23 protein-coding genes, 1 tRNA gene and 1 pseudogene are annotated in these 25,759 nt (G+C 62.0%); 11 read left to right on the top strand and 14 right to left on the bottom strand.

All coding sequences use genetic code 11. The features are described from left to right. Window positions 1–57: 57 nt before the first annotated feature. The 8 genes from LB543_RS18620 to LB543_RS18585 all read right to left on the bottom strand — a co-directional run bounded on the left by LB543_RS18620 (window position 58) and on the right by LB543_RS18585 (window position 8,396). Window positions 58–1,125, bottom strand: coding sequence for a BMP family ABC transporter substrate-binding protein (locus LB543_RS18620; protein ID WP_224598094.1), 1,068 nt, complete (start codon window positions 1,123–1,125; stop codon window positions 58–60). A 51-nt stretch (window positions 1,126–1,176) separates the two neighbouring features. After that, a complete protein-coding gene (locus tag LB543_RS18615) occupies window positions 1,177–2,097 on the bottom strand; it encodes an ABC transporter permease (RefSeq protein ID WP_140758678.1) in 921 nt (306 codons plus the stop codon). Next, entirely contained in the window at window positions 2,097–3,227 is a 1,131-nt protein-coding gene (locus LB543_RS18610) for an ABC transporter permease (RefSeq protein ID WP_140758679.1), read from the bottom strand. Before LB543_RS18610 ends, LB543_RS18615 begins: the two co-directional genes overlap by 1 nt. Further along, entirely contained in the window at window positions 3,224–4,801 is a 1,578-nt protein-coding gene (locus LB543_RS18605; protein WP_224615101.1) for an ABC transporter ATP-binding protein, read from the bottom strand. Before LB543_RS18605 ends, LB543_RS18610 begins: the two co-directional genes overlap by 4 nt. Window positions 4,802–5,017: 216 nt before the next feature. Further along, the gene (locus LB543_RS18600) at window positions 5,018–5,995 is read right to left on the bottom strand and encodes a quinone oxidoreductase family protein (RefSeq protein WP_224615100.1); all 978 of its coding nucleotides are present in this window, start codon (window positions 5,993–5,995) and stop codon (window positions 5,018–5,020) included. A 27-nt stretch (window positions 5,996–6,022) separates the two neighbouring features. Continuing rightward, entirely contained in the window at window positions 6,023–6,841 is an 819-nt protein-coding gene (pcsA, locus tag LB543_RS18595; protein WP_318012981.1) for a phosphatidylcholine synthase, read from the bottom strand. Beyond that, window positions 6,838–7,452, bottom strand: coding sequence for a DUF1326 domain-containing protein (locus LB543_RS18590; protein ID WP_224598099.1), 615 nt, complete (start codon window positions 7,450–7,452; stop codon window positions 6,838–6,840). Before LB543_RS18590 ends, pcsA begins: the two co-directional genes overlap by 4 nt. A 14-nt stretch (window positions 7,453–7,466) precedes the next feature. Continuing rightward, window positions 7,467–8,396: a DUF2182 domain-containing protein gene (locus tag LB543_RS18585; RefSeq protein WP_224615099.1), complete on the bottom strand. Its 930-nt coding sequence runs from the start codon at window positions 8,394–8,396 to the stop codon at window positions 7,467–7,469. A 71-nt stretch (window positions 8,397–8,467) separates the two neighbouring features. On the opposite strand from LB543_RS18585, the gene LB543_RS18580 reads away from it, so the two are divergent. Then, window positions 8,468–9,682, top strand: coding sequence for a UbiH/UbiF family hydroxylase (locus tag LB543_RS18580; RefSeq protein WP_224615098.1), 1,215 nt, complete (start codon window positions 8,468–8,470; stop codon window positions 9,680–9,682). A 147-nt stretch (window positions 9,683–9,829) separates the two neighbouring features. Then, window positions 9,830–10,153: a heat shock protein HspQ gene (hspQ, locus tag LB543_RS18575; RefSeq protein WP_027142695.1), complete on the top strand. Its 324-nt coding sequence runs from the start codon at window positions 9,830–9,832 to the stop codon at window positions 10,151–10,153. Between the two features lie 84 nt (window positions 10,154–10,237). Here hspQ and LB543_RS18570 read toward each other — a convergent pair whose 3' ends face one another. Beyond that, window positions 10,238–10,867 (bottom strand): invasion associated locus B family protein, encoded by a 630-nt coding sequence (locus LB543_RS18570; RefSeq protein WP_140758686.1) that lies wholly within the window; start codon window positions 10,865–10,867, stop codon window positions 10,238–10,240. Window positions 10,868–11,099: 232 nt separating this feature from the next. On the opposite strand from LB543_RS18570, the gene LB543_RS18565 reads away from it, so the two are divergent. Beyond that, entirely contained in the window at window positions 11,100–12,920 is a 1,821-nt protein-coding gene (locus LB543_RS18565) for an extracellular solute-binding protein (protein WP_140758687.1), read from the top strand. Between the two features lie 16 nt (window positions 12,921–12,936). Further along, complete coding sequence (locus LB543_RS18560) at window positions 12,937–13,617, top strand: DsbA family oxidoreductase (protein ID WP_224615097.1); 681 nt, start codon at window positions 12,937–12,939, stop codon at window positions 13,615–13,617. Between the two features lie 238 nt (window positions 13,618–13,855). Here the strand turns inward: LB543_RS18560 and LB543_RS18555 are convergent, their stop codons facing one another. Continuing rightward, entirely contained in the window at window positions 13,856–14,167 is a 312-nt protein-coding gene (locus LB543_RS18555; protein ID WP_181178564.1) for a hypothetical protein, read from the bottom strand. 66 nt (window positions 14,168–14,233) lie between these two features. On the opposite strand from LB543_RS18555, the gene LB543_RS18550 reads away from it, so the two are divergent. Continuing rightward, a complete protein-coding gene (locus tag LB543_RS18550) occupies window positions 14,234–16,126 on the top strand; it encodes an ABC transporter ATP-binding protein/permease (protein ID WP_224615096.1) in 1,893 nt (630 codons plus the stop codon). A 271-nt stretch (window positions 16,127–16,397) separates the two neighbouring features. After that, window positions 16,398–17,762 carry a magnesium transporter gene (gene mgtE / locus LB543_RS18545; RefSeq protein ID WP_224615095.1) on the top strand — a complete coding sequence of 455 codons (1,365 nt, stop codon included), beginning with the start codon at window positions 16,398–16,400 and terminating at the stop codon, window positions 17,760–17,762. Window positions 17,763–17,803: 41 nt separating this feature from the next. Here mgtE and gor read toward each other — a convergent pair whose 3' ends face one another. The 3 genes from gor to rpiA form a co-directional block, all read right to left on the bottom strand. Beyond that, window positions 17,804–19,195: a glutathione-disulfide reductase gene (gor, locus tag LB543_RS18540; protein ID WP_224615094.1), complete on the bottom strand. Its 1,392-nt coding sequence runs from the start codon at window positions 19,193–19,195 to the stop codon at window positions 17,804–17,806. A 119-nt stretch (window positions 19,196–19,314) separates the two neighbouring features. Then, a complete protein-coding gene (locus tag LB543_RS18535; protein WP_140812808.1) occupies window positions 19,315–19,938 on the bottom strand; it encodes a DUF2059 domain-containing protein in 624 nt (207 codons plus the stop codon). Beyond that, window positions 19,925–20,656 carry a ribose-5-phosphate isomerase RpiA gene (gene rpiA / locus LB543_RS18530; protein WP_224615093.1) on the bottom strand — a complete coding sequence of 244 codons (732 nt, stop codon included), beginning with the start codon at window positions 20,654–20,656 and terminating at the stop codon, window positions 19,925–19,927. The genes LB543_RS18535 and rpiA overlap by 14 nt, the downstream gene beginning before the upstream one ends. A 253-nt stretch (window positions 20,657–20,909) precedes the next feature. Between rpiA and LB543_RS18525 the strand changes: the two genes are divergently transcribed. From LB543_RS18525 to LB543_RS18505, 5 genes and pseudogenes are all read left to right on the top strand, one after another. After that, a complete protein-coding gene (locus LB543_RS18525; RefSeq protein ID WP_224615092.1) occupies window positions 20,910–21,593 on the top strand; it encodes a phosphoglycolate phosphatase in 684 nt (227 codons plus the stop codon). 139 nt (window positions 21,594–21,732) lie between these two features. Then, a tRNA-Val gene (locus tag LB543_RS18520) sits at window positions 21,733–21,807 on the top strand. A gap of 184 nt (window positions 21,808–21,991) precedes the next feature. Continuing rightward, window positions 21,992–22,249 (top strand): PepSY domain-containing protein, encoded by a 258-nt coding sequence (locus tag LB543_RS18515; RefSeq protein ID WP_140812805.1) that lies wholly within the window; start codon window positions 21,992–21,994, stop codon window positions 22,247–22,249. Between the two features lie 141 nt (window positions 22,250–22,390). After that, window positions 22,391–23,134: a lysozyme inhibitor LprI family protein gene (locus LB543_RS18510; RefSeq protein WP_224615091.1), complete on the top strand. Its 744-nt coding sequence runs from the start codon at window positions 22,391–22,393 to the stop codon at window positions 23,132–23,134. A gap of 152 nt (window positions 23,135–23,286) precedes the next feature. After that, a pseudogene (locus LB543_RS18505) lies at window positions 23,287–23,732 on the top strand (hypothetical protein). Here LB543_RS18505 and LB543_RS18500 read toward each other — a convergent pair. Beyond that, a complete protein-coding gene (locus tag LB543_RS18500) occupies window positions 23,718–25,595 on the bottom strand; it encodes a murein L,D-transpeptidase (RefSeq protein WP_224615090.1) in 1,878 nt (625 codons plus the stop codon). The pseudogene LB543_RS18505 and the gene LB543_RS18500 sit on opposite strands and share 15 nt — an antisense overlap. Window positions 25,596–25,759 lie beyond the last annotated feature (164 nt).

Raw genomic sequence — 25,759 nt, 5'->3', positions numbered from 1 at the left:
TCCAAATGAAAAGGGCGCCTCTCGGTGCCCTCTCCATATCGAAATGTGATCTGCCGCTTACTGCGGCAGCTTGTCGTCGACGCCCTTGACGTAGAAATTCATGCCGAGCAGCGTGCCGTCGTCGGCGACCTCGCCGTCCTTCAGCCATGCCGAGCCGTCCTGCTTGGCGATCGGCCCGGTGAAGGGGTTCCAGCCGCCGGCGATCTTCTTTTCGGTCGCTTCGGCCATCGCCTTCACGTCGTCAGGCATGTTGGTGAAGGGCGCGAGCTTGACCGCGCCGTCCTTGATGCCGAGCCAGACATTGTCCGGCTTCCAGGTGCCGTCGATAGCTGCCTGCACGCGGCTGATGTAGTACGGACCCCACTCGTCGGTCAGCGAGGTCAGCTGCGCGTGCGGCGCGAACTTGATCATGTCGGACGACTGGCCGAAGCCATGCAGCTTGCGCTCTTCGGCTACCTGCAGGGGAGCGGTCGAGTCGGTGTGCTGGACGATGATGTCGGCGCCCTGGTCGAACAGCGCCTTGGCGGCGTCCGCTTCCTTGCCCGGATCGAACCACGAGTTCACCCAGACGATCTTGGCCTTGAAGTTCGGATTGATCGACTGTGCGCCGAGCATGAAGGAGTTGATGCCCATCACCACTTCCGGGATCGGGAAGGAGACGATGTAACCGGCGACGCCGGACTTCGATTCCTTGGCCGCGATCTGGCCGAGCACATAGCGGCCTTCATAGAAGCGCGCATTGTAGATGCCGAGATTGTCCCCGGTCTTGTATCCGGTGGCGTGCTCGAACATTACCTTGGGAAACTTCTTGGCGACCTTCACTTCGGCGTCCATGAAACCGAACGACGTGCCGAAGATGATCTTGCAGCCTTCGCGCGCCAGACGCTCGAAGGCACGGTCGGCGTCGGGGCCTTCGGAGACGTTCTCCAGATAGGCGGTTTCGACCTTGTCGCCGAGCGCTTTCTCGACCTCGAGGCGGCCCTGGTCGTGCTGGTAGGAATAGCCGAAATCGCCGATCGGGCCGGTGTAGACCCAGCAGGCTTTCAACTTGGCGGCAGCCTCCGCGGAGGCCGCCAGCGACAAGGCCGCTGTCGTTGTCATCAGGGCAATAAGCAGTTTTTTCATTGTGTTACCTCTCTGTGTTAAGCCTTGGAGCTTCCCGTCTTTTTGTTGTTGTCAACGATCCGGAACGAATGGCTGCCCCAGGGAGGCCGGCGTGTTCATCATCGTCAGACGCTTGTTGCGCGAGATTAGAACGAGAACCACGACGGTTGCCAGATAGGGCAGAGAAGAAAGCATCTGCGAGGGCACCGGAATGCCAAAAGCCTGTGCATGAAGCTGGCCGATCCACACCGCGCCGAAGATGTAGGCGCCGGCCAGCACCCGCCACGGCCGCCAGGATGCGAACACCACCAGTGCCAGCGCGATCCAGCCGCGGCCAGCGGACATGTTCTCGACCCATTGCGGCGTATAGACGAGCGACAGATGCCCGCCGGCAAGACCGGCGCAGGCGCCGCCGAAGATGACCGCGAGGTAGCGGTAGCGGATGACCTTGATGCCGAGCGCATGCGCCGATGTGTGGCTGTCGCCGATCGAACGCAGCGTCAGCCCGGTACGCGTCTTGAACAGGAACCACATTACCGCGGCCGTCAGCGCGATCGAAATGTAGAATACAGGGTCCTGGCCAAAAAGCAGCCTACCCACGACCGGAATAGAGCTGAGGCCGGGAATGTCGAGATTGGGCAACCTGACGCCGGGCTGGCCGACGAAACGCGTTCCCATCATGCCGGAGAGGCCGAGGCCGAGCAGCGTCAGTGACAGGCCGGTCGCCACCTGGTTGGTGGCCAGCGACAGCGTCATGACGGCAAACAGCAGGGAGAAAAGCGCTCCCACGACGATTGCCGCCAGGAGGCCGATCCAGGGCGATCCGGTCAGGTAACCGGCTCCGAAGCCGCCGACGGCGCCCATGACCATCATGCCTTCGACACCAAGATTGAGCACGCCGGAGCGTTCGACCACCAGTTCGCCGATCGCCGCGATCAAGAGCGGCGTCGCCGCAGTTGCGATGGTCAGGAGGATGTTGACCGTGATGTCCATCAGCGGGCTTCCTTCAACTTTGGTGCGGCCTCGAGCTTGGCGGGGGCTTCCTGTTTCGTCAGCGCCAGGCCGATCAAGCGGATGCGGTAATGAATGAGCGTGTCGCAGCCGAGCACGAAGAACAGCAGCATCCCCTGGAACACTCTCGCCACCTTGTCGGAAATGCCGAGCGCGCTTTGCACCGCCTCGCCGCCGAGATAGGTCAGCGCCAGCACCAGGCCCGCGGCGACGATGCCGAGCGGATTGAGGCGGCCGAGGAAGGCCACGATGATGGCGGTGAAGCCATAGCCGGGCGAAATCACGGGCTGCAGTTGCCCGATCGCGCCGGAAACCTCCGAGATACCGGCAAGGCCGGCGAGTGCTCCAGACAGCAGGAAGGCGAAGAACACCATACGGTTGAGGCCGAAGCCGGCGAACCGCCCTGCCCTCGGGCTGGAGCCCAGCACGCGGACCTCGAAACCCTTGAGCATGCGGCCCATCAGGATCCAGATCAGCACCGCCGCAACCAGGGCGAAGACGAAGCCCCAATTGGCGCGCCCGGCATCCGGCATCAGCTCCGGCAGCACGGCCGAGTCGCCGAACTGGATCGTCTGCGGAAAGCCGTGTCCCTGCGGATCGCGCCAGGGACCGCGCACCAGCCAGTCGAGGAACAGCTGCGCGACGTAGACCAGCATCAGGCTGGTCAGGATTTCGTTGGTGGAGAACCGGGTCTTCAGCAAGGCGGGGATCGCCGCGTAGGCCGCACCGCCGACCATGCCGAGCAGAAGCATCAGCGGCAGCACCAGCGGGCCTTCGAATTGCGGAAACAGCACCGGAATGATGGAGCCGAAGATGGCACCGAAGATGAACTGGCCCTCGGCGCCGATGTTCCAGATGTTGGCCTTGTAGCAGACAGACAGGCCGACAGCGATCAGGATCAGCGGTGCGGCCTTGATTGCCAGCTCATGCAACTGCCAGACCTGGCTGATCGGCTCGATGAAATAGATCTTGAATGCGTTGAGTGGGTTGACGCCGAGCAGCGCGAACATAATGGCTCCGGCGATGATGGTCAGCGCGAAGGCGATGAACGGCGACAGCATCGAAAACAGCGCCGAGCGCTGCGGGCGTTTGACGAGTTCGAGGCGCATCATGCCGTCTCCAGCGTGTGTTCGGCGTGGCCGGGTTCGGCGCCGCCCATCAGCAAGCCGACCTTCTCGAAAGTCGCTTCGGCGATCGGCATCGGCTTCGAGAGTTCGCCATTGTGCATGACGGCGATCGCGTCCGATATCTCGAACAGCTCGTCCAGATCCTGGCTGATCACCAATACGGCCGATCCGCTGCGAGAGAGCTCGATCAAGGCCTGGCGGATGTGCGCGGCGGCTCCGGCGTCGACGCCCCATGTCGGTTGGTTCACCACCATCACGCTTGGCCGGCGGTCGAGTTCGCGGCCGACGATGAATTTCTGCAGATTGCCGCCCGAAAGTGCCGCCGCGTCAGGATCCGGCGCGCTTTTGCGAACATCCATTGCCTCGATGATGCGTTGTGAGGCGGCGTAGACGGCGCCGCTCTTGACCATGCCACCGGTGCCGACAAAAGCCGTGCCGTCCGTGGCATGGCGCGACAGCAAGAGGTTTTCCGAGAGTTTCATGCGCGGCGCGGCACCATGGCCGAGACGCTCTTCCGGCACGAAGGCAGCCCCCAGCAGGCGCCGCCCGGTAATGGTGAGGCCGCCGGCGTCCTTGCCGCGGATGCGCACCGAGGCGGCATCGTGCTGCAAAACCTCGCCGGAGACGGACTCGAAGAACTCACCCTGGCCATTGCCGGCGACACCGGCAATGCCGATCACCTCGCCGGCGCGGACATTGAGGCTGACGTTCTTGAGCGGAATGGAAAACGGCGTTGCCGGCTTGCGGTTGAGGCCGCGGATTTCGAGCAGCGGCTGCGCGGTTTCGATCCCCTCGACCGGCGCCCGCACCACAGCCTGCACCTCGCTGCCGACCATCATGCGCGCGAGCGATGAGGCTGTCTGCTCGCGCGGGTTGCAGTGACCGACCACCTTGCCGTGCCGCAGCACCGTGGCGCGGTCGCAGATGCGTTTGACCTCTTCGAGCCGGTGCGAAATGTAGAGGATCGATTTGCCTTCCGAACGCAACCGCTCCAGCGTCTCGAACAGCTTGTCGGCTTCCTGCGGCGTCAGCACCGATGTCGGCTCGTCCAGGATGATGAGTTGTGGCGTCTGCAGCAGACAGCGGATGATCTCGATGCGCTGGCGTTCGCCGACCGAAAGGTCGCCGACCAGCGATTCCGGGTCGAGCGGCAGGCCGTAACTGTAGGAAAGCGCCCTGGCCTTGGCCGCGATGCTGCTGATCGGCGAGCCGTCATCGAGCGACAGCGCGATGTTCTCGGCTGCCGTCAGCGCCTCGAACAGCGAAAAATGTTGGAACACCATGCCGATGCCGAGCTTCTTGGCAACGCCCGGGCTGGTGATCCGCACCGCTTGACCGTTCCAGAAAATCTCGCCCGAATTGGGCTCCAGCGAGCCGAACAGCATCTTGACCAGCGTCGATTTGCCGGCGCCGTTCTCGCCGAGCAAAGCGTGGATTTCACCTTTGGCGATGTTGAGGTCGATATGGTCGCACGCTGTCAGCGTGCCGAATATCTTGGTCAGGCCACGAACCTCGAGCAGGTTCGCCCCATCATGATTTGCACTCACAGTGCCTCCCATCCGGATTACCGGACATGTTCTGTGTTCCCGCAAGCATCGTATGCGCGGCCGGCTCTCGTGCGAAAGCAGCACCCAACTTGAAAGAGCTTCAAGAATTTCAGCGGAAACTCAAGGGTAAAGATTAGCCTTCGTCACATAAGGATACGGCTGGCCGGCTTTTCGTGCAAACCATGCCCGCCGCTGCGGCAGGACGCTAAAAACCAAGGCAAACTGTCCTCAGGGAACCAGGATGGTCGTGCCTGTCGTTCTGCGTCCCTCGAGATCCTGATGTGCCTTGCCCGCGTCTTTCAGCGCGTAGCGCTGATTGATCTTGATCTCGACCGCACCGCTGAGCACAACCTCGAATAGCGCGGCGGCGGAGGCGTCGAGGTCCTCACGTTTTGCATTGTAGACGAACAGCGTCGGCCTGGTTGCGAACAGCGAGCCCTTCTGCGCCAGCAGCGACATCGAAAACGGCGGGATGGGTCCCGAGGACTGGCCGAAGCTGACGAACATGCCGAGCGGCTTGAGGCAGTCGAGCGAGGCCGGAAATGTGTCGTTACCGACCGAGTCATAGACGACGTCGCATTTCCCGCCGCCTGTGATTGCGGCCACGCCGGCGACGAAATCCTGTTCCTTGTAGTTGATGACATGAGCGAAGCCGTGTGCCTTGGCCAGTTCGATCTTGTCGGCAGAGCTGGCGGTGCCGATGACCGTCGCCCCGAGATGCTTCGCCCATTGGCCCAGAATGAGCCCGACGCCGCCGGCCGCGGCATGAAACAGGATCGTGTCGCCTGCCTTCACCTTGAAGGTCCGGCGCAAGAGATATTCCGCGGTCATGCCCTTCAGCATCATGGCGGCGGCCTGTTCGTCGCTGATGCCGTCCGGCACCTTGACGACCTTGCTGGCATCGATGACGCGCTCTTGCGCATAAGCCCCCGTCGTCACGGCATAGGCAATCCGGTCGCCCGGCTTCAGCCAGTCGATGCCTTGGCCGACTTCCAGCACCACGCCGGCGGCTTCGCTGCCGGGAGTGAGCGGAAACCCGCCGGGCGGCGGATAGAGGCCCGAGCGATGATAGACATCGATGAAGTTGAGACCGATCGCGGTATGCCTGACCAGGATCTGTCCCGAACCCGGCTGGCCGGGATCGGCGTCCTCATAGGTCAGGACTTCGGGGCCGCCATTGGCGTGGATGCGGATCGCTTTGGACATGGACGGGATTCCTTGAAGAGCGGCTGGTCAGGCCTTTTTGGCGCCGAGGTTTGGAAACAACTGCATGAGGCCACCAATGGTTGCAAGGTAGAGCCCGGAAACGGAAATGCCGATCTTGGTGAACGTGCTGACCTGCTCGCCCAGCACGCCGATCTGGTCGTAGAAAGCGGCGAGCGCCGCCTGCGCGAGCGCAAGCGCGCCGAAGGCGCACCACAACAGCGTCATGCCGAGATTGATCGGCCGCAGCCGCTCCACCCGCACCGGATGGATGAAGTTTATCGGGACAAAAGTCAGAATGCCGGCCACCACCACCACCGCGAAGGAAACCCATTGTCCCGGTTCGATGACGAACAGCGTGAACACCACCATGTTCCAGACCACGGGGAAGCCCTTGAAGAAATTCTCCTTCGTCTTCATGCCGGTGTCGGCATAGTAGATCGCGCTCGACACCACGATGATCGCCGCCGAAAGGAACGACAGGCCTTCGCCCATGAAGCCGCGCTGATAGAGCGCGAAGGCCGGGATCAGCACGTAGGTCACATAGTCGATAATGTTGTCGAGCAGTTCGCCGGACCAGGTCGGCAGGATTTCCTTGACCTCCAGCTTCCGGGCGATCGGCCCGTCGATACCATCGACGAACAGCGCCAGTCCGAGCCACCAGAACATGGCCGTCCAGCGCTCCTCGCTCGCCGCGACCAGCGACAGGAAAGCCAGGAACGAACCGGAGGCGGTCAGCAGATGCACCGAAAACGCGCGCGCCTGCGGCCAGGTGACCTTCTTCTTCGGCCGCGGAATCCGGTCGGTGATCTTCCCGGCGATCTTGCGGGCCTTTGTGTTCTTTCTCACGGACCCTGCCAATCCAGCTTGCAGATTTCGGCCGAGCGGCCTCCGAAATTCCAGTTGCGGCCAAAGGCCCGCATCTTGCTCTTGTCGGACCTCGCCACGATGATCTCCGGCGCGATCCAGTATTCGGAATTCGTGATCACCGTATCCTTCTCGCGGTCCTTGCCCGCGATTGGCGTGACTGCCCCGTCGATGATCTTCGGTATCTGGAAAATACGCGTCTTGTCCCGCGTTTCGTAGGTTATCGGCACCTGTTCGACGCCCAGGAATTTGCCGACCAGGATCGAGAGCAGCGACGTCGTCCCGCCGGCCTTGCCGGTAAAGATCTTGGTCAATGCCTTGACCGCGTAGACCGAGGCCCTGATGTCGATGAACAGGCCCGCGGTCCAGTTGCCGCGGCTCATGTAACCGGGGATTTCCATGATCAGCCCGAGATTGAGGCCGGAGAGGTCGACCTCGCCGAAATGGCCGGCGTCGATACGAAAACCCGCCCAGGTCTGGCAATAGCCCTCGGTCGGAGGATGACTGCCGAGCGACAAGACGCAAGGGCAAAAAACCGTGCAATTGCAGGAGAGTACGAGCTCTCCTTTCATTGCCCAGCTCTGATCTGCCATCGAATTTCCCCCCGTCATAGCGAGACTACTAGCAGCGCGGCTGCCCAGACAAGCAGTATCGCACCAGCCAGCCGGGTTGGAAGACTGCCCGTCGTCTGTTTTTCAATCAGGGTGAACACGCCGATCAGCGCCATCCAGAAGACATTCATCACGCCGACTGCGAACATCACCAGCATCAATGCCCAGCAGCATCCCAGGCACCAGATGCCTTGCGCGACGCCGAGCCGGAAGACGCGGATGGCTCTCGCGCTCCAGCTCGAAAACAGGATCGAGAACGGGTTCCGGCATTTCGTCAGACAGGCCTCCTTGAGGCCGCTGAACTGGTATAGGCCGGCAACCAGCAAGGCGAGCCCACCGGCAACGCCAAGCACCGGATCGAATATTCCCCCGGAGGCGGCGAATGCGTGGACGGCAAGTGTCAGTGCCGCAAACAGCATCGAGGCGGCAAGCCAGACATAGAGGTAGCCGGCAACCAGCACCAGTGGGTGGACGACTGGCTCCCCCTTGATCCGCGCCGTATCGGCGATCTCGCAATAAATTCGGATCATTGGCGCCGCGGATGGCAGCATCGCGGCGATCGCCATGAGAAACCACATGAGGATGAGCGCCATGGTACGCGGGCCGATGCTTGCGTCCAGCGGCGCCGGGGAAAGGCAGAGTGCGAAGAACCGTTCGAGGGCGGCCGGTAGCGGCAGTTGCGGCAAGTTACGCAACAAAGTGCCGCCAGGGGCGCTGATCTGGGCTTCGGCGCTACGAATAGCCATCGCGGCAAGCAGCAGCCAGGCCAGTGCGATGCTTGCACCGACGACGACGTTGACCGTCAAGCGTGGGTTGCGTGCGACGTTTGCCGTGGCGCGGCCGGCGCGATCGAGGTGGCTGAAATCGTCCTGTTGGCCGGTCATGACACTCGAATGGGCCGAATCGCCGCGTTGATCAAGCCGCATGATCTGCCCTATATGCGTCTCTCGACTGGCAGGTCTGATGGCCGCCTCGCACAGCAAGCCGGAAGCCGACCTTGGAGCATCAGGAAACAGCGCGGATACTGATCGCAGGCACGGGGCCGGCGGGGTTGATCGCTGCACTTGCCTTCGCCGATGCCGGCTTTCCGGTGACGATTGCCGGGCCTGAGGTTTCGGCTCCCGATGGCCGCACCACGGCGCTCATGACACCTGCCCTGAAGGTGCTCGAACGGCTGGGCGTGCTCCAGGACATCGGACCCAAGGCCGCACCGTTGAAGGTGATGCGCATTGTCGATGCGACCGGCCGGCTGATCCGCAGCCCCGTCGTCACTTTCCGCGCCGGCGAAATCGACGAGGAACAGTTCGGCCTGAACCTGCCCAACAGCGTCTTCGGGCCAGCGCTCGCCGGCAAGGTGGCCGCGCATTCCGGGATCGAATGGCGCAGATCGATGGTGAAGACCTGGAATCTCGGCGCCGCCAAAGCTCATGCCACGCTGGCCGACGGCAGCGAGATCGATGCATCGCTTGCGGTCGCTGCCGACGGCCGCCTGTCGCCGGCGCGCGAGGCGGCGGGCATCTCGACGGCGGCGCGCGCCTACCCTCAGGCGGCGCTCGTCCTCAATTTTGGCCATAGCCGCGAGCATGGCTTCACCTCTACGGAGTTCCATACCGAGACCGGCCCGTTCACGCAGGTTCCGCTGCCGGGCAATTGCTCCAGCCTTGTCTGGGTGGTCAAACCCGAGACCGCCAAGGAGCTTGCCGCGTTGGACGACGCAACGCTGTCTTTGCGGATCGAAAAACAGATGCAATCGATGCTGGGCCGGGTAACCGTGGAGCCGGGCCGCCAGATTTATCCATTATCGACGGTGACCCCTCTGCGTTTCGCGGCGCGACGGGTGGCGCTTGTCGGCGAAGCGGCGCACGTATTCCCGCCGATTGGCGCGCAAGGCCTCAACCTAGGCATCAGAGATATCGACGACCTGGTTGGAATCGCAGCGGAAAATCGCGGAGACCCCGGCGCTTCCAAGGCCCTCGCGGCCTACGATTTCAAACGCCGGCCTGACATCCTCGCGCGGAGTAGCGCGGTCAATCTGCTCAATGTGTCGCTTCTTTCCGATATGTTGCCGGCGCAGATGGCGCGTGGCGTCGGTCTCGGCGTGCTTGGTGGTTTTGCACCGCTTCGCGCCTTTTTCATGCGCGAAGGGCTGCGTCCGGGCAGCGGCTTCGCGGCGCTTGTGGGCGGCCTGCGGAAGCCGACGCGGCAGCCGTAGCGATTTTGCGGGCTGTGCCGCGGTATCGCGACGTTCATCAAAACCTTTGTTGCGCATTCCGCCTATTTTGAAGGCGCTCGGACGCTCGGGATTGAATTGATGCGGAGTCTGCGCCAAATAAAGTCAAGGAATTCAGTGGTGAGTACGATGAAAACGGCCAAATTCGCGATCGGACAGGTGGTTCGCCACCGGCTGTTCCCGTTCCGAGGCATCATTTTCGACGTCGATCCGCAATTCGCCAACACCGACGAATGGTACGAAGCCATCCCCGCCGACGTACGGCCACGCAAGGACCAGCCGTTCTACCACCTGCTCGCCGAGAATTCGGAAACCGAATACATCGCCTATGTCTCAGAGCAGAATCTGCTCGAAGATCAGTCGGGAGAACCCGTCCGCCATCCGCAAATCAAGGAAATGTTCGACAAGAAGCCGGATGGGCGTTACGCGCCGAAACGGCAGTCCAGGCACTGACTTCCGACCTACCGGGAACGACCAGACATGAAAAAAGCGGGGCATGACCCCGCTTTTTTTACTCTATAATGACCCGATGGCGGATCAGTTGGCGGTCTTCGCCTTGTCCTGCTCGTCCTTGAGCTTCTTGGCGAAGTCCTGGTTGTTCTTGGCGACGAAGTCCTGAAGCTTCTTCTGCCGGTCCTCGATGTCCGACTGCTGCAGCGGGGGGCCGTCATAGGCACCGCTGAAGCCCTGCAGCGCGATCTTGATCGGATTGGCCTGGTTCTGGAAATTGATCGAGGTCAGCGTGATCCCCTGCCCCTTCTTGAACGAAGCGACGAGCTGGTCGGTCAGCGGCACTTCGGCCACGCAACGATCCGGGAAGCAGATGACATAGTCGAGCTTCTGCGCTTTGCCGGCGTCGATCTGCAGGCCGATGCCGGGAGGCACGAGGCGGCCGGTCGGGACCGTCACCTGGAACACCTTGCGGTTCACCTTGCCCTTGAGCTCGATCAGGCTGACGCCGGTGACGAGCTGGCCGTTGCCAGCCGTGACGATGTTCTGGACGTTGCAGATATCGACGTCTTCCTGCTTGGTGCAGGCCTTGAACCAGCCCTGCGGAATCTGCGGCTGCTGCTGCGCGGAAGCAGACGGAAGTCCTGCGCAGAGAAAGCCAACCACGCCTGCGGCCATGACCGACAGGCGGTACGCGTTGCTGTTCAGGCTCGTCATGTCGTGCACTTCCTCTCAATGATCCCGGGACCGGCTTCTTCGTGCCCTGTGGTCCGCCTACCTGTTGCCAAAATGAGGCAACAGAATGACTTCGGACGGCGTGTTACACTGCAAGCGGTGTCGAATCCAGCCCGCCCACTTGTATTTCTTGATGACGCCATTGGCCGCCACGCAGTTGCCGCATGCTAGGGTGCGGACCGAATCATCAAGCCGACCTGTTAAGGAGACGGTCATGGGCCGCGTTCTTGTTTGGCTGGTCACCGCAATATCGTTTTTCACCCTGTCGTCGTCACCGGCGCTGTCGGAACCGAAATACGCGATCGCGATGCAGGGCGAACCGGCCCTGCCGCCCGACTATGCCCATTTCGACTACGTCAATCCCGACGCGCCGAAGGGCGGAAGCATCACCTATTGCGTCGTCGGCAGCTTCGACAATCTGAACCCTTTCATCCTCAAAAGCCTGCGCACGACGGCGCGCGGCATGATGGACACGATCTTCGGCAATCTAGTCTTCGAGCCGCTGATGCAGCGCAGTGCCGACGAGGCTTTTACCCTCTACGGACTTCTGGCAGACACCGCCGACATGGACCCCGAGCGCAAGAGCATCGAATTCCATCTCAACCCGAATGCCAAATGGTCGGATGGTCAGCCGGTGACGCCGGAAGACGTGCTGTTCACTTACGATGCCTATACGCAGAAAGGCCGGCCACCCTACAGCGATCGCATGGCCAGGATCGCCAAGCTCGAAAAGACCGGCGACCATAGCGTGCGCTTCACCTTCAACGACAAGGCCGATCGTGAGTTTCCGCTGATCATCGCGCTGACGCCGATCATCCCCAAGCACGCTTTCGACATAGATACTTTCGACAAGACGACGCTGAAGCCGTTGATCGGCAGCGGTCCCTACAGGATCGCGCAGGTGGCGCCTGGCCAGCGCATCGTCTTCAAGCGCAACCCCGACTACTGGGGCAAGGACGTTCCCGCCAAGCGCGGTTTCGACAATTACGACCAGATCACCATCGAGTATTTTCTCAACGCCAACGCCAAGCTCGAAGCCTTCAAGAAGGGCCTTTGCGCCATCGACGACGACGGCGATCCGGTGAAACGCGAGCGCGATCTCGACTTTCCCGCCTTCCATAGGGGCGACGTGGTTTCTGAAACCTTCGACACCGGCATTCCGCCCGTCGTGACCGGTTTTCTGTTCAACACGAGGCTGCCGAAGTTTTCCAACCCGGTGGTTCGGCGCGCACTCGGCATGCTTTACGATTTCGAATGGGCCAACAAGAATCTGTTCGGCGGCAAGTACACCCGCACGATGAGCTATTGGCAGAATTCCGAGCTTTCCGCGCTCGGCCATCCGGCTGACGACAGGGAAAAGGCACTTTTGGCGCCCTACCCCGGCCGCGTGCCGGCCGACGTCATGGACGGCACCTGGAAACCGCCGGTGACGGACGGTTCGGGCCAGGACCGCAAGGTGCTGAAGACCGCCTTCGATCTTCTGAAAAGCATCGGCTACCACGTGAACGATGGCACGATGCTCGATCCCGACGGTAAACCTTTCGGCTTTGAGATCCTGACCGCCTCGCAGGACGAAGAGCGTTTGGCCGGCATCTATCAGCGCACGTTGGAGAAGATCGGCATCAATGTCAGCATTCGCAGCCTGGACGGCGACCAGATCCAGTCGCGCAAGCAGCGTTTCGATTTCGAGGTGCTGATCGGCTCCAGCGGCTTCAACAATTCGTTGTCCCCTGGCATCGAGCAGATCGGGCGCTGGTCGTCCGCCGCGGCCAGGACCGAGGGATCGTTCAATCTCGCCGGCGTCGCCGATCCGGCGATAGATGCGGCCATCGACGCAATGCTGCGAGCCCGTTCGAAGGAGGATTACGTCGCGGCGGTTCGCGTTCTCGACCGGCTGCTGATCTCCGGCCATTACATGGTGCCGATGCAGTACAACACGCAGCAGTGGCTTGCTTACTGGAATTATCTGGAACATCCGCGAAAGACGCCCATATTCGGTTACCAGCTGCCGACCTGGTGGCGCAAACCGAACTGAAAATCCGGAGATAGAGATGAGCGAAGCGAACGCCATAACCGTCGATGTGGTGTCGGACGTCGTCTGCCCGTGGTGCTTCATCGGTCAGAAACGGCTGGACAAGGCGGTCGCCGCGGCCGGAGATGTCGAAGTGCATATACGCTGGCGGCCGTTCCAGCTCGATCCGACCATTCCGCCGCAAGGCAAGGACCGCCGCGAATACATGCTGGCCAAGTTCGGCAGCGACGAGCGCATTCGCGAAATTCATACCCGCATCGAACCACTTGGCGAGGCCGAGGGCATTTCCTTTGCCTTCGACGCCATCAAGGTGGCGCCGAATACGCTCGACGCGCATCGGTTGATACGCTGGGCCGGTGCCGCCGGCGAGGACGTTCAGAACCGGCTGGTGCGCCGCCTGTTCCAGCTGAATTTCGAGGAAGGCGTCAACATCGGCGACCACACCGTGCTGGTCGAAGCTGCCCGCGAGGCCGGCATGGACGCCTCGGTCGTTGAAACGCTCTTGCCGAGCGATGCCGATGTCGAGGCGGTTCGAACGGAAATCGCCACCGCTTCGCGCATGGGGATCACAGGCGTGCCGTGCTTCCTGCTCGAGGGGAAATATGCCGTGATGGGCGCGCAGGACGCGGACACGTTGGCTGATGCGATCCGTCAGGTCGCGGCCGCCAAGGCGCGTGGGGAGTTGGAGAAGGCCGGCTGAGGCCAGCTCCCTCCGCCGACAACATGAGCGGACGCTGTCTCACTATCATTTCAGCCTTGCTGACGAAAATCCGTGGCCGTTGGGCGCCGGTGCAGGTCGACTCCTTGGTCGACGGAGAGTGATCTTGCACGCCAAACTGTTTCCGTAGCGCCACCTGGCGACGTCGCTCCGGCAAGGACGACGACATCAAGGAATCAGACGTCAAGGACGGCGTGCTTTCCGGAGTTTTGGTCTGTGCTCAATAAGAAAATCCGCCAGCCCAAACGTTTTTTGATTCACAAAGCCGTGTACGAAGCTTCCCTTGGGGAAGGTGGACCGCAGCAAGGTTCGTGGGTTCCAACAGACTGAAATCAATAGAAATTTCCGGATCTTTGTCAGTCGTTTCGATGGCAATCCAACCATCGATCTGTTGCCTCGGGGCAACGGCCGCGGCGGCAATCCGGTCGGCCGGGTTTAAAATTAAGAGAAAATGATCAATTGGTGTTACCATCCGTAACAAAACAAAAAAGGTTTGGGCGGGATCGTGATTCGGATCGGCAGACGATCGCAAGAGTCAGTACCGGATGGACTACACCGCGACGCCGCAGGGCAGTCGTATTTGACGCCGGTATCATCGATGCGCAATTTCTGGGGGCTCATGCGAGCCTACTGGGTCTCGGACCGCTGGAAGGAAGCCTGGACGCTGACGCTGGTGATCGCGTTGCTCACCGCGCTGTCCAGCAAGGCCAGCGTGTGGTTCGCCGTGGCTTCGGGCGAATTGGTGAATTCGATCGCCTTCCTGCACGACGCAGCCAACACCCGCCCGCTGGAGACAATCCTGACCAACGCCGGTGTACTGGTACTGCTGGTCCTGCTCAAGGATGCCGGCTTTACCGGTATACGCAATCTCGTCTCGGCAACCTTGCACCGCAAATGGCGTGGCTGGCTGAACGACCAATTCAACCAGGCCCTGCTCGACGGCAACCATACCCATTTCCATGCTCAACATGGTTCCGCGGACGGCGGCATCGTTGCGCCCGACAATGTCGACCAGCGCATCCAGGAATCGATCAAGGACATGACCGGCGGTGCGATCGGCCTCGCCATGGGCGTGCTGGGCTTGGCGACTTCGCTCTACTTTATCGGCCAGAACCTGCTGCAGTCGTCCGTGGAGGTCAAAGGTCTGGAGTTCCTTGGCAGCTATGGCAGCGCTATTCTCGCCCTTCTCGCAGTCGCCACTTACGTGCCCCTCAATACCTGGATCGCAGTCAAGCTCGGCAGCCTGCTGGAACGTCTCAATATTCGCATGCAGAAGGCAGAGGGAAGCTATCGTAGCGAACTGACGACATTTCTGCGCCGCAGTTTCCATGTCGCCGCCTCACATGGCGAGGGCGTGCAGAAAATGATGCACGACCGGCTCTATGTCGACATCGATCGCACCTGGGGACGGCTGAATGTCGTTAACACCAGCTATATGTCGTTCGAGCTGATCTACAACTTCGTCGGCGCCCGTATCGTAGCCTATGCTCCAGGCCTGGTGCCGTTCATCCACAGCCGCTTGGACTATAAAGGCTACATCACCGGCTCCGAAATGGTGGCCCAGCTCATCAGCCAGTGTTCGTGGTTTATCCATGTCATGCCCGCCATCGCCACGCTTCGCGCCAACAGCCAGCGTGTGACGGAGCTCGCCAACGCGATCGAGAATGTCCAGCACCCACAGGAATTCTACAGCCAGAGCGGCCGTTCCGACTTCCACTACGCCAGCCAGAATCCGGTTTTCGGCCTGACCATCCAGAAGCTGGAGCTGGCGCATCAGGGCGAGGACGCGACGCCCTTCCTCAGCTCCGCCAACCTGCGCTTCCGGCGCGGCGAATGGACCTTCCTGAAAGGTGAATCCGGTTGCGGCAAGACCTCGCTGATCAAGGCGATCAACGGCCTGTGGCCCTATGGTCGCGGCACCATCGTCTTCCCCGAGGGCGTGAAGAGTTTTTATGCCGCCCAGGAGGTCAAGCTGCCGCAGGTGTCGCTGAAGCAGCTGGTTTGCCTGCCGGGCTCCGAACGCGACCATGGCGATGCCCAGGTCGCGTCGGCGCTGCACAAGGCTGGCCTTGGCGATTTCATCGAACACATGGCCAATGAAAGCCGCGAGGGCAAAAGCTGGGATCAGGTCCTGTCGGGCGGCCAGAAACAGAAGCTGGTGGTGGCTCGTATCATACTGCAACAACCGGGACTGTTGTTCCTCGACGAGGCGACCGGTGCTCTCGACCCTGACGGCAAGATTGCCTTCCACCAGGCCATCAAGGACAACTGCCCCGATGTGACGGTGATCAGTGTCATGCACGAAGCCGTGGCACCGAGATCGGCTGCCGGCACCGAGTTCTACCACTCGATGGTCCTGATCGCCGACGGCGTCGCCACGAAGAAGCCGCTCGCCCCGAGTCTGCCCCTCGAACTCACCACGATCCTGGCCCAGCCAAGGCCGGTCGAGGACAAATGGACGCGTTTCTCGCGCCGGCTGAAGCAGAAATAACGATGACATCACCGGGACTTGCCGCGTCAAACGGCGGACGGTGATCACAGTCTTGCGATCAGCGCCGTTCGGCACTGTTTTCCTCCCTCACCGCGATTGACTCGGCAAGGCGCGCTCCTATGTTGCGCCGGCTTGCAGACAGTCAAAAGCGAACCCGCAAGCGGAAAGGTCACCGCGCCATGCCTGGCGACAGTCACAGTCGAACGCAACCGCCGTCCGCCTAGACGTGACCTGAATGGTTCATGTCCTGCCGGACGGCAAGGAGTGAGCCATGAACGCTTTTTTCCCGGTAGCGGACGACGAGGCCGTCGCCATCGCCCGCATCCTTGCCAATGACCACGTCGCCGACGTTGTCGAGGCGCTCAATCATGAATCGCGCGAAACCGCGACGGAGCTGCTTTGCGCCGTACCCTTCGAACGGCTGGTCGAGATCTTCGATCAGCCTGAGCTCGAGAGCGCGCCCGAACTGGCGGAGGCCCTGCCCCGTCCCAAGGCGAGTAGGCTGCTCACCGCCATGTCCGTCGACCGTGCGGCCGACATCCTGCGCGAGCTCGACGAGCCGGCACGCTCCGAGCTGCTCGGCGCACTGGCCCCGCCGCTGCGCGCGACCCTGCTTTCCATTCTGGGCTATCCCGAAGGCAGCGCCGCCTCGATCATGACGACGGAGTTCGTCAGCGTTCCCTCCGACTGGACCGTCGGGCGCACGCTCGATTACATCCGCAAGGTCGAGCGGACGCGCGAGACCATCTATGCAATCTACATCGTCGATCCGCAGACACACCTCCTGGTGCGGTCGACGGGTTTACGCCGGCTCATCACCGGTGAGCCTGATGACTCGATCCTGTCGGTGGCGCCCGACCGCATGCCGGTGACGGTCAGCCCGCTGACCGACCGCGAAAACCTGGCGCAGACGATCTCCAAATACGATTTGCTCGCCGTTCCGGTGGTCGACCACGGCAAGATTCTCGGCATCGTCACCATCGACGACATCATCGACACGATGATCGAGGAGACCACGCAGGACGTGCATCGCTTCGGCGGCATGGAGGCTCTGGACGAGCCGTATATGAAGATGAGCTTCCTCGCCATGATCAAGAAGCGTGGCGGCTGGCTCTGCGCGCTGTTCATCAGCGAGATGCTGACGGCCAATGCGATGCAAAGCTATGAGGGCGAGCTGGAGAAAGCGATCGTTCTCACGCTGTTCATCCCGCTGATCATGAGCTCCGGCGGCAATTCCGGCTCGCAGGCGACATCGCTGGTCATCCGCGCGCTGGCGCTGCGCGAGATCGGCCTTCGCGACTGGTGGCGGGTGGCGTTGCGCGAATTGCCCACCGGCCTCGTGCTTGGCGCCATGCTCGGCGTGGTCGGCGTCTGCCGCATCGTGCTCTGGCAATATATGGGCTTCTACGACTATGGCCCGCATTGGCCGCTGATTGCCGCGACGGTTGGTGCTGCACTGGTCGGCATCGTCACCTTCGGCTCGCTGTCGGGATCGATGCTGCCGTTCGCCCTGAAACGGATCGGTTTCGACCCGGCCAGCGCATCCGCGCCGTTTGTCGCCACGCTGGTCGATGTCACCGGACTGGTGATCTATTTCTCGGTGGCGCTGGTCATCCTGCGCGGCACGTTGCTGTAGCGGTTGGACTGCAGCCGCCGGCCAAGGCTGGCGGCGGCGCGTCAGACGCGCTCGCCGTCCTTCACCCGGTAGGTCGGCTTGTACATGGTGACGAGCTCTTCGGCTGCGGTCGGGTGCACGGCCATCGTGCGGTCGAAATCATCCTTGGTCAGCCTCGCCTTCAGTGGGATGCCGAGCAGCTGTGCCATTTCGCCGGCATCCGGCCCCAGTATGTGAGCGCCGAGAACCCTGCGCGAAGCGCCGTCTACGACCAGCTTGATCAGCATCTTTTCGTCACGGCCCGACAGCGTATGCCGCATCGGCCGGAAGCTGGCGCGGTATATTTCGATATCGGCGAAGCGCTTGACGGCTTCGTCCTCCGACAAGCCGACCGTGCCGATTTCTGGTTGCGAGAAGACGGCGGTCGCGATCGTGTCGTGGTCGGGCGCCGTCGGATTGCCCTTGAACGCCGTCTCGACGAAGCACATCGCTTCGTGAATCGCCACCGGCGTCAGTTGCACGCGGTTGGTGACATCCCCGATTGCCCAGATGTTGTCGATGTTGGTGCGGGAATAGTCATCGACCTTGATCGCACCCGTCGCGGCGGTCATCTCGATGCCTACGCCTTCCAGCCCCATATTCTCGGTGTTGGGGATACGGCCGATGGCCAGCATCACCTGGTCGACCGTCAGCACCTGCCCGCTGATGAGCTGCGCGTCGAGCCGCCCGTCCGGTCGCTTGCTGACCGATTCGGAGACGGAATGGCAAAGGATTTTTATCCCCTTCTTTTCCATCGTCTCATGCAGCGTGCGCCGCAGGTCCATGTCGAAGCGGCCAAGAATTTCCTTGCCGCGATAGACCAGCGTGGTGTCTACGCCGAGGCCGTGGAAGATATTGGCGAACTCGACCGCGATATAGCCGCCGCCCTCGATCATGATCGCCTTCGGCAGTTCCTTAAGGTCGAAAGCCTCATTGGAGAAGATGCAGTGTTCGTGGCCGGGCAGTGCCGGATGCGCCGCCGGACGGCCGCCGGTGGCGATCAGGATCTGATCGGCGGTGACGGTGCGGTCCTCGCTCAGGAGATGGATCACGTGCGGGTCGACGATCATCGCCCGCGAATGAAAGGTCTCGCCGCCCGAGCCCTCGACGTTCTTCTTGTAGATCGCTTCCAGGCGGCTGATCTCGCGGTCCTTGTTGGCGACCAGCGTCCGCCAGTCGAAACTGGCGTCCGGCACCGTCCAGCCATAGCCGGCGGCGTCCGCGAAATGCTCGGGAAATTGCGAGGCATAGACATAGAGTTTCTTGGGCACGCAGCCCCTGATGACGCATGTGCCGCCGAAACGGTACTCTTCGGCGATGCCGACGCGCTTGCCGAGCGCCGCCGCGACCCGCGCCGCCCTCACCCCGCCGGAGCCGCCGCCGATGACGAAGAGGTCGTAATCATAACCGGCCATGAAGCGGCTCCTTGAACGCAAAAAATGTGAGTGACAGGTAGGCCGCAAACCACCAAAAGAAAAGCCCGGACAGGCCGGGCTTCATAGATGGCCGCAAAGGCCGCGTTTGAAATGCAGGATCAGTTCTGCGTGTCGTCGGCAGGAGCCGACCCGTCCGCGGGCGCGGCGCCATCCGCCGGGGCAGCATTGTCGGCCGGAGCGGCGCCATCGGCGGCGGGCGCAGGCGCAGCCGGCGCCTTCGCTTTTGCTGCCGCCGCCAGCGTTTCGCCGACCTGCTGGGCAAGATCGCGAGCTACGCCGTTCTGCCAGATGTCGGCGGCCTTGACGAGGTCGCGCGTCACGGTCGGGCCGCTATCGAGCAGCTTCTTGCCGGACTCGGAGCTGTAGAAGGCCGCGATGTCGGTGAGTTCCTTTTCGGAAAATACCTTCGCATAGGCAAGAGCCGCTTCCTTCTCGAGATCCGCGCGGCGCGAGGCCATCGCCAGCGCCTTCTCGTTGATCGTCTTGCCGATCAGCTCCTGCATGTCAGGGTTCTTCTGGATGAGCTGCGATTCGAGCGCCGCGGCGGCCTGCGGCAGGATGTTGTCGAACGGGTCGGTCGCGTGGATCGCGGCAACAGCGGCGCGTGCGGCCTTCAGATGCGATTCCGTGACGTCCTGCGCGAAGACAGGCGAGGAGAACGCGAAGACGGCCGAAGCCGCCACGAGGACGGAAAGACGGCGAACCCGGTTATGCAACATCATGATCGATAGAACTCCCTGGTTTTCGGGCGGCATGGACAGTTTCGATACCGTCGCCGCCGGCGATGATGGCCGCTGACGCCAGCCCGATGAAAAGACCATGCTCGACCACGCCAGGAATGGCGTGGAGAGCATTCGAAAGCGCTCTTGTATCCGGAATGCGGCCAAAAGATGCATCGAGGATAAAATGGCCGCCGTCTGTAACAAAAGGCTGGCCTCCCGTCATCCTCAATTTCACCGGACCGGAAAGGCCGAGATTTCCAGCCGCCACGGCCACGGCGATCTCGGTCGCGCGCAGGCCGAACCGGTTGACTTCGATGGGAAGAGGAAACCGGCCGAGCGTCTCGACCATCTTCGAACGGTCGGCGATGACGATCATGCGCTGCGAGGCCGCGGCCACGATCTTCTCGCGCAGCAATGCGCCGCCGCCGCCCTTGATCAATGTCAGCTCCGGGTCGACCTCGTCGGCGCCGTCAACGGTGAGATCGAGCTCGGGTGTTTCCTCCAGCGTCGACAGCGGCACGCCGAGTTCGCGGCACAGCGCAGCGGTGCGTTCCGAGGTTGGCACGCCTGTTACGGTCATGCCGGAGGCAACTTTGTCGGCCAGCAGCCGCACGAACTCCTCGGCGGTGGTGCCGGTGCCGATGCCGAGCCGCATGCCGTCGCTGACATGGGCAAGGGCCGCCCGCGCGGCCTCGACCTTCAATTGTCTGGCATCCATACTGCTTGCTGCCCCGAAACCTGATGCATGTCGCCCAAAAGTGACCTCGGTTCTGGGAAAACGACATGCATGAAACAAAGACCCAAAGCGCGTCGCATGAGTCCGTTTCGACGCGACGCGCTTTGGCGTTTCGGGCTCCTAGCATTTTTGCAGGCCGGGTCAAAGCCCTCGCCGGCGGCGCCACCAGTCTGCTTGCCTTAGCGCGTCGCAGCCGCTATCGCCTGCCGATGCACAAACCTGCTCAGGATGGATCATGAGTCGCCCGATCATCGTGTTCGACCTCGATGGAACGCTGATTGACACGGCGCCGGACCTGCTCGACAGCCTCAACCACAGCCTGGCGGCCAGCGAACTGGCGGCCGTCGACGAGGCCGGCTTCAAGCGCTTCGTGGGCCATGGCGGCCGGGTGATGATCGAACGGGCGCATGCCGCGCAGCAACGATCCCTCAAGGTCGAGGAGCACGACCGGCTGCTGAAATTGTTCCTTGATCACTACACCGACAACATTCCGGGCAAATCCCGCCCCTACCCCGGCGTGATCGAGGCGATCGCCCGTTTTGAGAAGGCCGGCTATCTGCTGGCCATTTGCACAAACAAATACGAAGCCAATTCGCTGGCGCTGATCGAGGCGCTCGGCCTGACCAGGCATTTCGCGGCAATTGCCGGACAGGATACGTTCGCGTTCCGCAAGCCCGATCCGCGCCACCTGATCGAAACCATCAAACTGGCCGGCGGCGATCCGCACCGCGCCTTGATGGTCGGCGATTCGCAAACCGATATCGACACCGCCAAGGCCGCCGGCATTCCTGTCGTCGCCGTCGACTTCGGCTACACCGACCGTCATGTGCGCGAGTTCGAGCCCTCGGCCGTGATATCGCATTTCGATGCATTGACGCTCGATCTGGCGCGAGGGCTGATCGGCGCCGCCGCACACTGAGCGCCGGCGATGAAAATCTCTCCTGAACGGGCCATGGCGGGACCGCAAATCCGATCTGTGCGGGAACACCAGACACTGCCTTGACTTAACGGGCCGGCCTCCCTTATATCGCGGCTCGCTTGGCCTTCGGGCAACGAGCGGGCGATTAGCTCAGCGGGAGAGCACACCCTTCACACGGGTGGGGTCGCAGGTTCAATCCCTGCATCGCCCACCATCCAACTTGAAGAAATCGTTGGATGTTCGGCCGCGACCAAATTCTCTTGAAAGCTTGCTGGCACGGAAGGCAAAAGGTTACTGGGACGAAAGACAAATGTCGGCCCGGGTCGAACGGTTCCTTGCCCTCCGGAACCAACCGATACACCAGCGAGTTTCCCTCGGTCGAAACCTGAGGGAAAACCATGTCCAGATTTCTGCTTGCGACCTCCGTCGCCGTTCTTCTCTTCGCCGGGCCCGCTTTTGCCGCGGATGAAAATCCGCTGCCGCCACCCAATGCCAAGAAGCTGTCGGAGATCATCGCCAAGGTCGAGCAGCGTAACGGATTTCGCTACGTGAAAGAGGTCGACTGGGACAAGGACGGGTACACCGTCACCTACTACACCTCGGACAAGGCAAAGGTCGAAATCGTCTTCGATCCTGTGACCGCCGAACCAAAATAGGGTTCGTAGGACATCTCCGTCACGAATGCGCTACCTCTGCGCATTCTCAACGACGAAACGGGCGCCCAAATTGTCCATCCTGGAGTATGTTATGCGCCGGCGCGGGGCCGCGCCTTGGGCAGTCCTGTTGGCTTGGGGGCCATGATGCGATGTTTCGTTAGAACCTGTTTTCTGTCTGTGCTCGCCATCGTCCTAGTCGGCGCCGTTCTTGGAACCGTTCCGGCACAGGCCGACGGGCCGTCCTTCGACTGCGCCAAGGCTGCTTTGCCTGCGGAAAAAACGATCTGCGCCGACCCGCAGCTGTCGGCGATCGATTTGCTGGTTTCAAAGGCGTACAGGGGATTCGAGCCGGCGTTCGGCGGCGACAAGCGCAAGATTGCGCGCTGGCTGATCGCTGACCGCAATGCCTGCAAGAGCGATACGGCCTGTATCGTCAGCGCGCTCAACAACGCCTTGCAGACCTATGGAAATACGCCGTCCTGGGTCCAGGACTACAACATCGCGCTGATTGGCAAGAAGGCGCTCGAAGCCGCCCGGCGAAACCCCGGGCATATCGATCAGCCCCTGCCTTCGGCGATCGGCCAATGCGCGTCGACGCACATCGAGACGCTGACCACGCGGCTTGGCGACGACCCGCTGGAAACGGCCACTCCCGAAGCGGGCAGCGCGGCCACGTTCACCAATGGTGGCGGCGCAGTCTCCTATGATCGCGAGGCTGGCTTGGCCGCCTCGAAGGTCGGCGAACCCGTCATCATGTGCTTGATCTCGATTCCCAGGGACTGCCCCAAGGACGACGACCGTGGCCGGGTCTTTTATTCCGTCGACCCCGTCGCGAAAGGCTCCTGGGCTCTGCCGGATTCGCAGCATATGTGCGGCGGCGCCTGAGCAGTGGGTTTCATCCGTCAGCATCGGGGCCATCACGCTGGCAGTCTTTGTTTCCCCTTGCGTCAATTCGCCATTGATGGCTGATTGTAGGATGAACGGGCTTCACGGGGGTGGGCTTGTCGACTGCGAAGCACGTGATGAAGCGCGTCCTGATGATGCTCGCCGGCTACCTCGTCGCCATACTGGTTGGCCTGATCGCCGTGGTGGCGATCTATGCCGCACTGAGTTCCCTGCCCGGCGCGCCCGCTTATTTCGACCTCATGGGCGTCTCGCCGATCGCGGCCTTGGTTGTGCCGCCGCTCGGCATGTTCATCTATTTCCTGACGGTTGTGCTGACCGCGCCGCAGACGCTGATTTTCGCGCTGATCGCAGAGTTCTTCTCCTTGCGCACCGCCCTGCTGCACATGCTCTTCGGCGCCGCCGCGGCGGCCGAATCTGGCCGGGCGCGGCGGAGGACGTGGATCCGGAGCGCTGGGCCGACATCGGCATCATCGCCGCCGCCGGTCTGGTGGCCGGGCTGGTCTATTGGCTGATCGCCGGGCGCGACGCCGGTTTCCGGCGCCCGCTGTCGGAGCGCGATCGACTAGCTCGAGGGTGAGCGCACCGCCTCGGTTGCGTCCATGGCCTGCTTCAGCCGCGAGTCGCGGTCGTAGACGTCGCTGAAATACTCGACCTTGCCGGACATGTCGGGCCAGGCGGTGAAATAGGCGACATAGACCGGGATCTTGCGGGTCACATCCTCGGTCGAATGTCCGTGCTTCAGCTTCTCCGCGATATAGTCGACCGAGGTGCCGAGCACCGCCGCCGCCATGCCACGCGGATCCTGCAGGCGCACGCAACCATGGCTGAGCGCGCGCATGTCCTGCTTGAAGAATGATTTCTGCGGCGTGTCGTGCATGTAGATCGCATGCTTATTGGGGAACAGGATCTTCAATTCGCCCAGCGCATTGGCTTCGCTCGGCTGCTGGCGCACATTGTAGGGAATGTTGGCGCCATATGCGCCCCAGTTCACCGCCGACGAAGGGATGCGCTTGCCGCGTGAATCCGTCACCTCGTAACCGGCCCGGTCGAGATAGCCTGGATCGCTGCGCAACCTCGGCAGCATTTCGTTGACGATGATCGACTGCGGCACGCCCCAATAGGGGTGGAAATCGACCTGCTTGATCTGGTCGTAGAAGAAGGCCGTCTGGTTGGTGACCCGGCCGACCACGGCGCGCGTCTTCAGCTTTTCCTGGCCATCGTCGATGTAGCTTGCGGTGAAGGCTGGCTGGTTGATGAAAACACGCGGGCTGCCGAGGTCGGATGGCAGCCAGCGCAACTCTTCCAGCGCCACCTGAACCTTGAGCAGCCTGTCGGCCTTCGACGTCCCGGCCAGTGAGGCGACGGTGCGCGGTCCGATGACGCCGTCACCCTTCATGCCTTCCTTCTGCTGCACCGCCTTGATGAGCGGGACCAGTTCGGGAACATAGACTTCGCTGGTTGCCAGCCGCGACAGCACCTCGCCATAGGTGCCGCCCATCTCGTCGTCGAGATTGCGCGCGATCAGCGACAGGAGCTTCGGCAGTTCGGGGCTGGTTTCGCCTGGCTTCAGCAGCAGCTTGGGATCGACGACGATCTCATTCTCGGCGCTCGCCTGCAGCGATTCCAGTTCGACGCGCAGCGCCTGATACTCCGCATTCTGCGGATGGCGCGATTCCAGATAGGTGCGAACTTCCTGTGTATGCGCCAGTGTCTTCAGCACGCCGACCATGTCGAGCGGCTTGGCCGGGAAATCGTAGTAGCCGGTCATGCGATTTGGCTCGACACGGCCATTCTGGGCGTCATGGGCGTAACGCAGGACACGTGCCGACAGCGCCATCTCGAAACGGACGAGTTCCTTCAACTTGGTTGCGTCGTCTGTCGAGGTCGAACTGACGGCTGGCACGTCGACCGTGTAGTCGGCAGGCGTGAGGCCGTAGCTGGCAGCCTCGCCAAGCACCCGCACGGCATCTTGCGCACGGTTGTTGGGGCTGGTTCCGCTCACCCAGATGAAATCCGGATTGGCCGAGTAATAGGCGATCAGCGCCTTGGCGATGTCGGGCTCGGCATAGAGTTCGTAGTCGCTGAGGCCGGCAATGGCTTCGTGGAAGGCAGCACCGGTGGCCGAAGGAACGAACGCGGCGTCCTGCGGCGTCGCCGGTTGGGGCGCTGCGGACAGCGTCGAGAAGTCGACGCGCACGAGCTTGTCGGCCTTGTAGGTATAGTAGGACGGACCGCTGATCCTCACGCCGCCGCCGGCCGGCGCCTTCGGTTTGTACTTTGGCGGAGGAGGTGGAAACTCACCCTTCGGCTCATGCCTGATGCCGCCGCCGAACAGCATGTCGAAAAGCCCTTGCGCCCCTGCCTGAGGCATGCCGAAAGCCAGCGTCGCCGTAATCGCCACAAGCGGCATCACGGTTGCTTTTTTACCGAGGAATTTCATGGATCACCCGCTCCGGTCGCAACCGGTTCCCGTTCCGCACGCTAAACCGTCCCGCTAACCGCATGGCGGATGTAAGGCGCGACTATACCGATTCATACCGATTTCGTTAAGCTTTCATAAATTTCGGCGGGCCTGTTGCAGAACGGTTTCACAACATCGTGACG

The sequence above is a fragment of the Mesorhizobium sp. ESP7-2 genome (assembly GCF_020164715.1).
In the GTDB taxonomy this organism is placed as follows: Bacteria; Pseudomonadota; Alphaproteobacteria; order Rhizobiales; family Rhizobiaceae; genus Mesorhizobium.
The sequence above is the reverse complement of the archived record's forward strand: the minus strand, read 5'-3'. Positions and strand labels throughout refer to the sequence as shown.

What these genes read in the sequence shown, in the direction of transcription:
- LB543_RS18620 (WP_224598094.1), bottom strand. Translation starts at nt 1,125, where the DNA reads ATGAAAAAACTGCTTATTGCCCTGATGACAACGACAGCGGCCTTGTCG.
- LB543_RS18615 (WP_140758678.1), bottom strand. Translation starts at nt 2,097, where the DNA reads ATGGACATCACGGTCAACATCCTCCTGACCATCGCAACTGCGGCGACG.
- LB543_RS18610 (WP_140758679.1), bottom strand. Translation starts at nt 3,227, where the DNA reads ATGATGCGCCTCGAACTCGTCAAACGCCCGCAGCGCTCGGCGCTGTTT.
- LB543_RS18605 (WP_224615101.1), bottom strand. Translation starts at nt 4,801, where the DNA reads ATGGGAGGCACTGTGAGTGCAAATCATGATGGGGCGAACCTGCTCGAG.
- LB543_RS18600 (WP_224615100.1), bottom strand. Translation starts at nt 5,995, where the DNA reads ATGTCCAAAGCGATCCGCATCCACGCCAATGGCGGCCCCGAAGTCCTG.
- LB543_RS18590 (WP_224598099.1), bottom strand. Translation starts at nt 7,452, where the DNA reads ATGGCAGATCAGAGCTGGGCAATGAAAGGAGAGCTCGTACTCTCCTGC.
- LB543_RS18585 (WP_224615099.1), bottom strand. Translation starts at nt 8,396, where the DNA reads ATGCGGCTTGATCAACGCGGCGATTCGGCCCATTCGAGTGTCATGACC.
- hspQ (WP_027142695.1), top strand. Translation starts at nt 9,830, where the DNA reads ATGAAAACGGCCAAATTCGCGATCGGACAGGTGGTTCGCCACCGGCTG.
- LB543_RS18570 (WP_140758686.1), bottom strand. Translation starts at nt 10,867, where the DNA reads ATGACGAGCCTGAACAGCAACGCGTACCGCCTGTCGGTCATGGCCGCA.
- LB543_RS18565 (WP_140758687.1), top strand. Translation starts at nt 11,100, where the DNA reads ATGGGCCGCGTTCTTGTTTGGCTGGTCACCGCAATATCGTTTTTCACC.
- LB543_RS18560 (WP_224615097.1), top strand. Translation starts at nt 12,937, where the DNA reads ATGAGCGAAGCGAACGCCATAACCGTCGATGTGGTGTCGGACGTCGTC.
- LB543_RS18550 (WP_224615096.1), top strand. Translation starts at nt 14,234, where the DNA reads ATGCGCAATTTCTGGGGGCTCATGCGAGCCTACTGGGTCTCGGACCGC.
- mgtE (WP_224615095.1), top strand. Translation starts at nt 16,398, where the DNA reads ATGAACGCTTTTTTCCCGGTAGCGGACGACGAGGCCGTCGCCATCGCC.
- gor (WP_224615094.1), bottom strand. Translation starts at nt 19,195, where the DNA reads ATGGCCGGTTATGATTACGACCTCTTCGTCATCGGCGGCGGCTCCGGC.
- LB543_RS18535 (WP_140812808.1), bottom strand. Translation starts at nt 19,938, where the DNA reads ATGATGTTGCATAACCGGGTTCGCCGTCTTTCCGTCCTCGTGGCGGCT.
- rpiA (WP_224615093.1), bottom strand. Translation starts at nt 20,656, where the DNA reads ATGGATGCCAGACAATTGAAGGTCGAGGCCGCGCGGGCGGCCCTTGCC.
- LB543_RS18525 (WP_224615092.1), top strand. Translation starts at nt 20,910, where the DNA reads ATGAGTCGCCCGATCATCGTGTTCGACCTCGATGGAACGCTGATTGAC.
- LB543_RS18515 (WP_140812805.1), top strand. Translation starts at nt 21,992, where the DNA reads ATGTCCAGATTTCTGCTTGCGACCTCCGTCGCCGTTCTTCTCTTCGCC.
- LB543_RS18510 (WP_224615091.1), top strand. Translation starts at nt 22,391, where the DNA reads ATGATGCGATGTTTCGTTAGAACCTGTTTTCTGTCTGTGCTCGCCATC.
- LB543_RS18500 (WP_224615090.1), bottom strand. Translation starts at nt 25,595, where the DNA reads ATGAAATTCCTCGGTAAAAAAGCAACCGTGATGCCGCTTGTGGCGATT.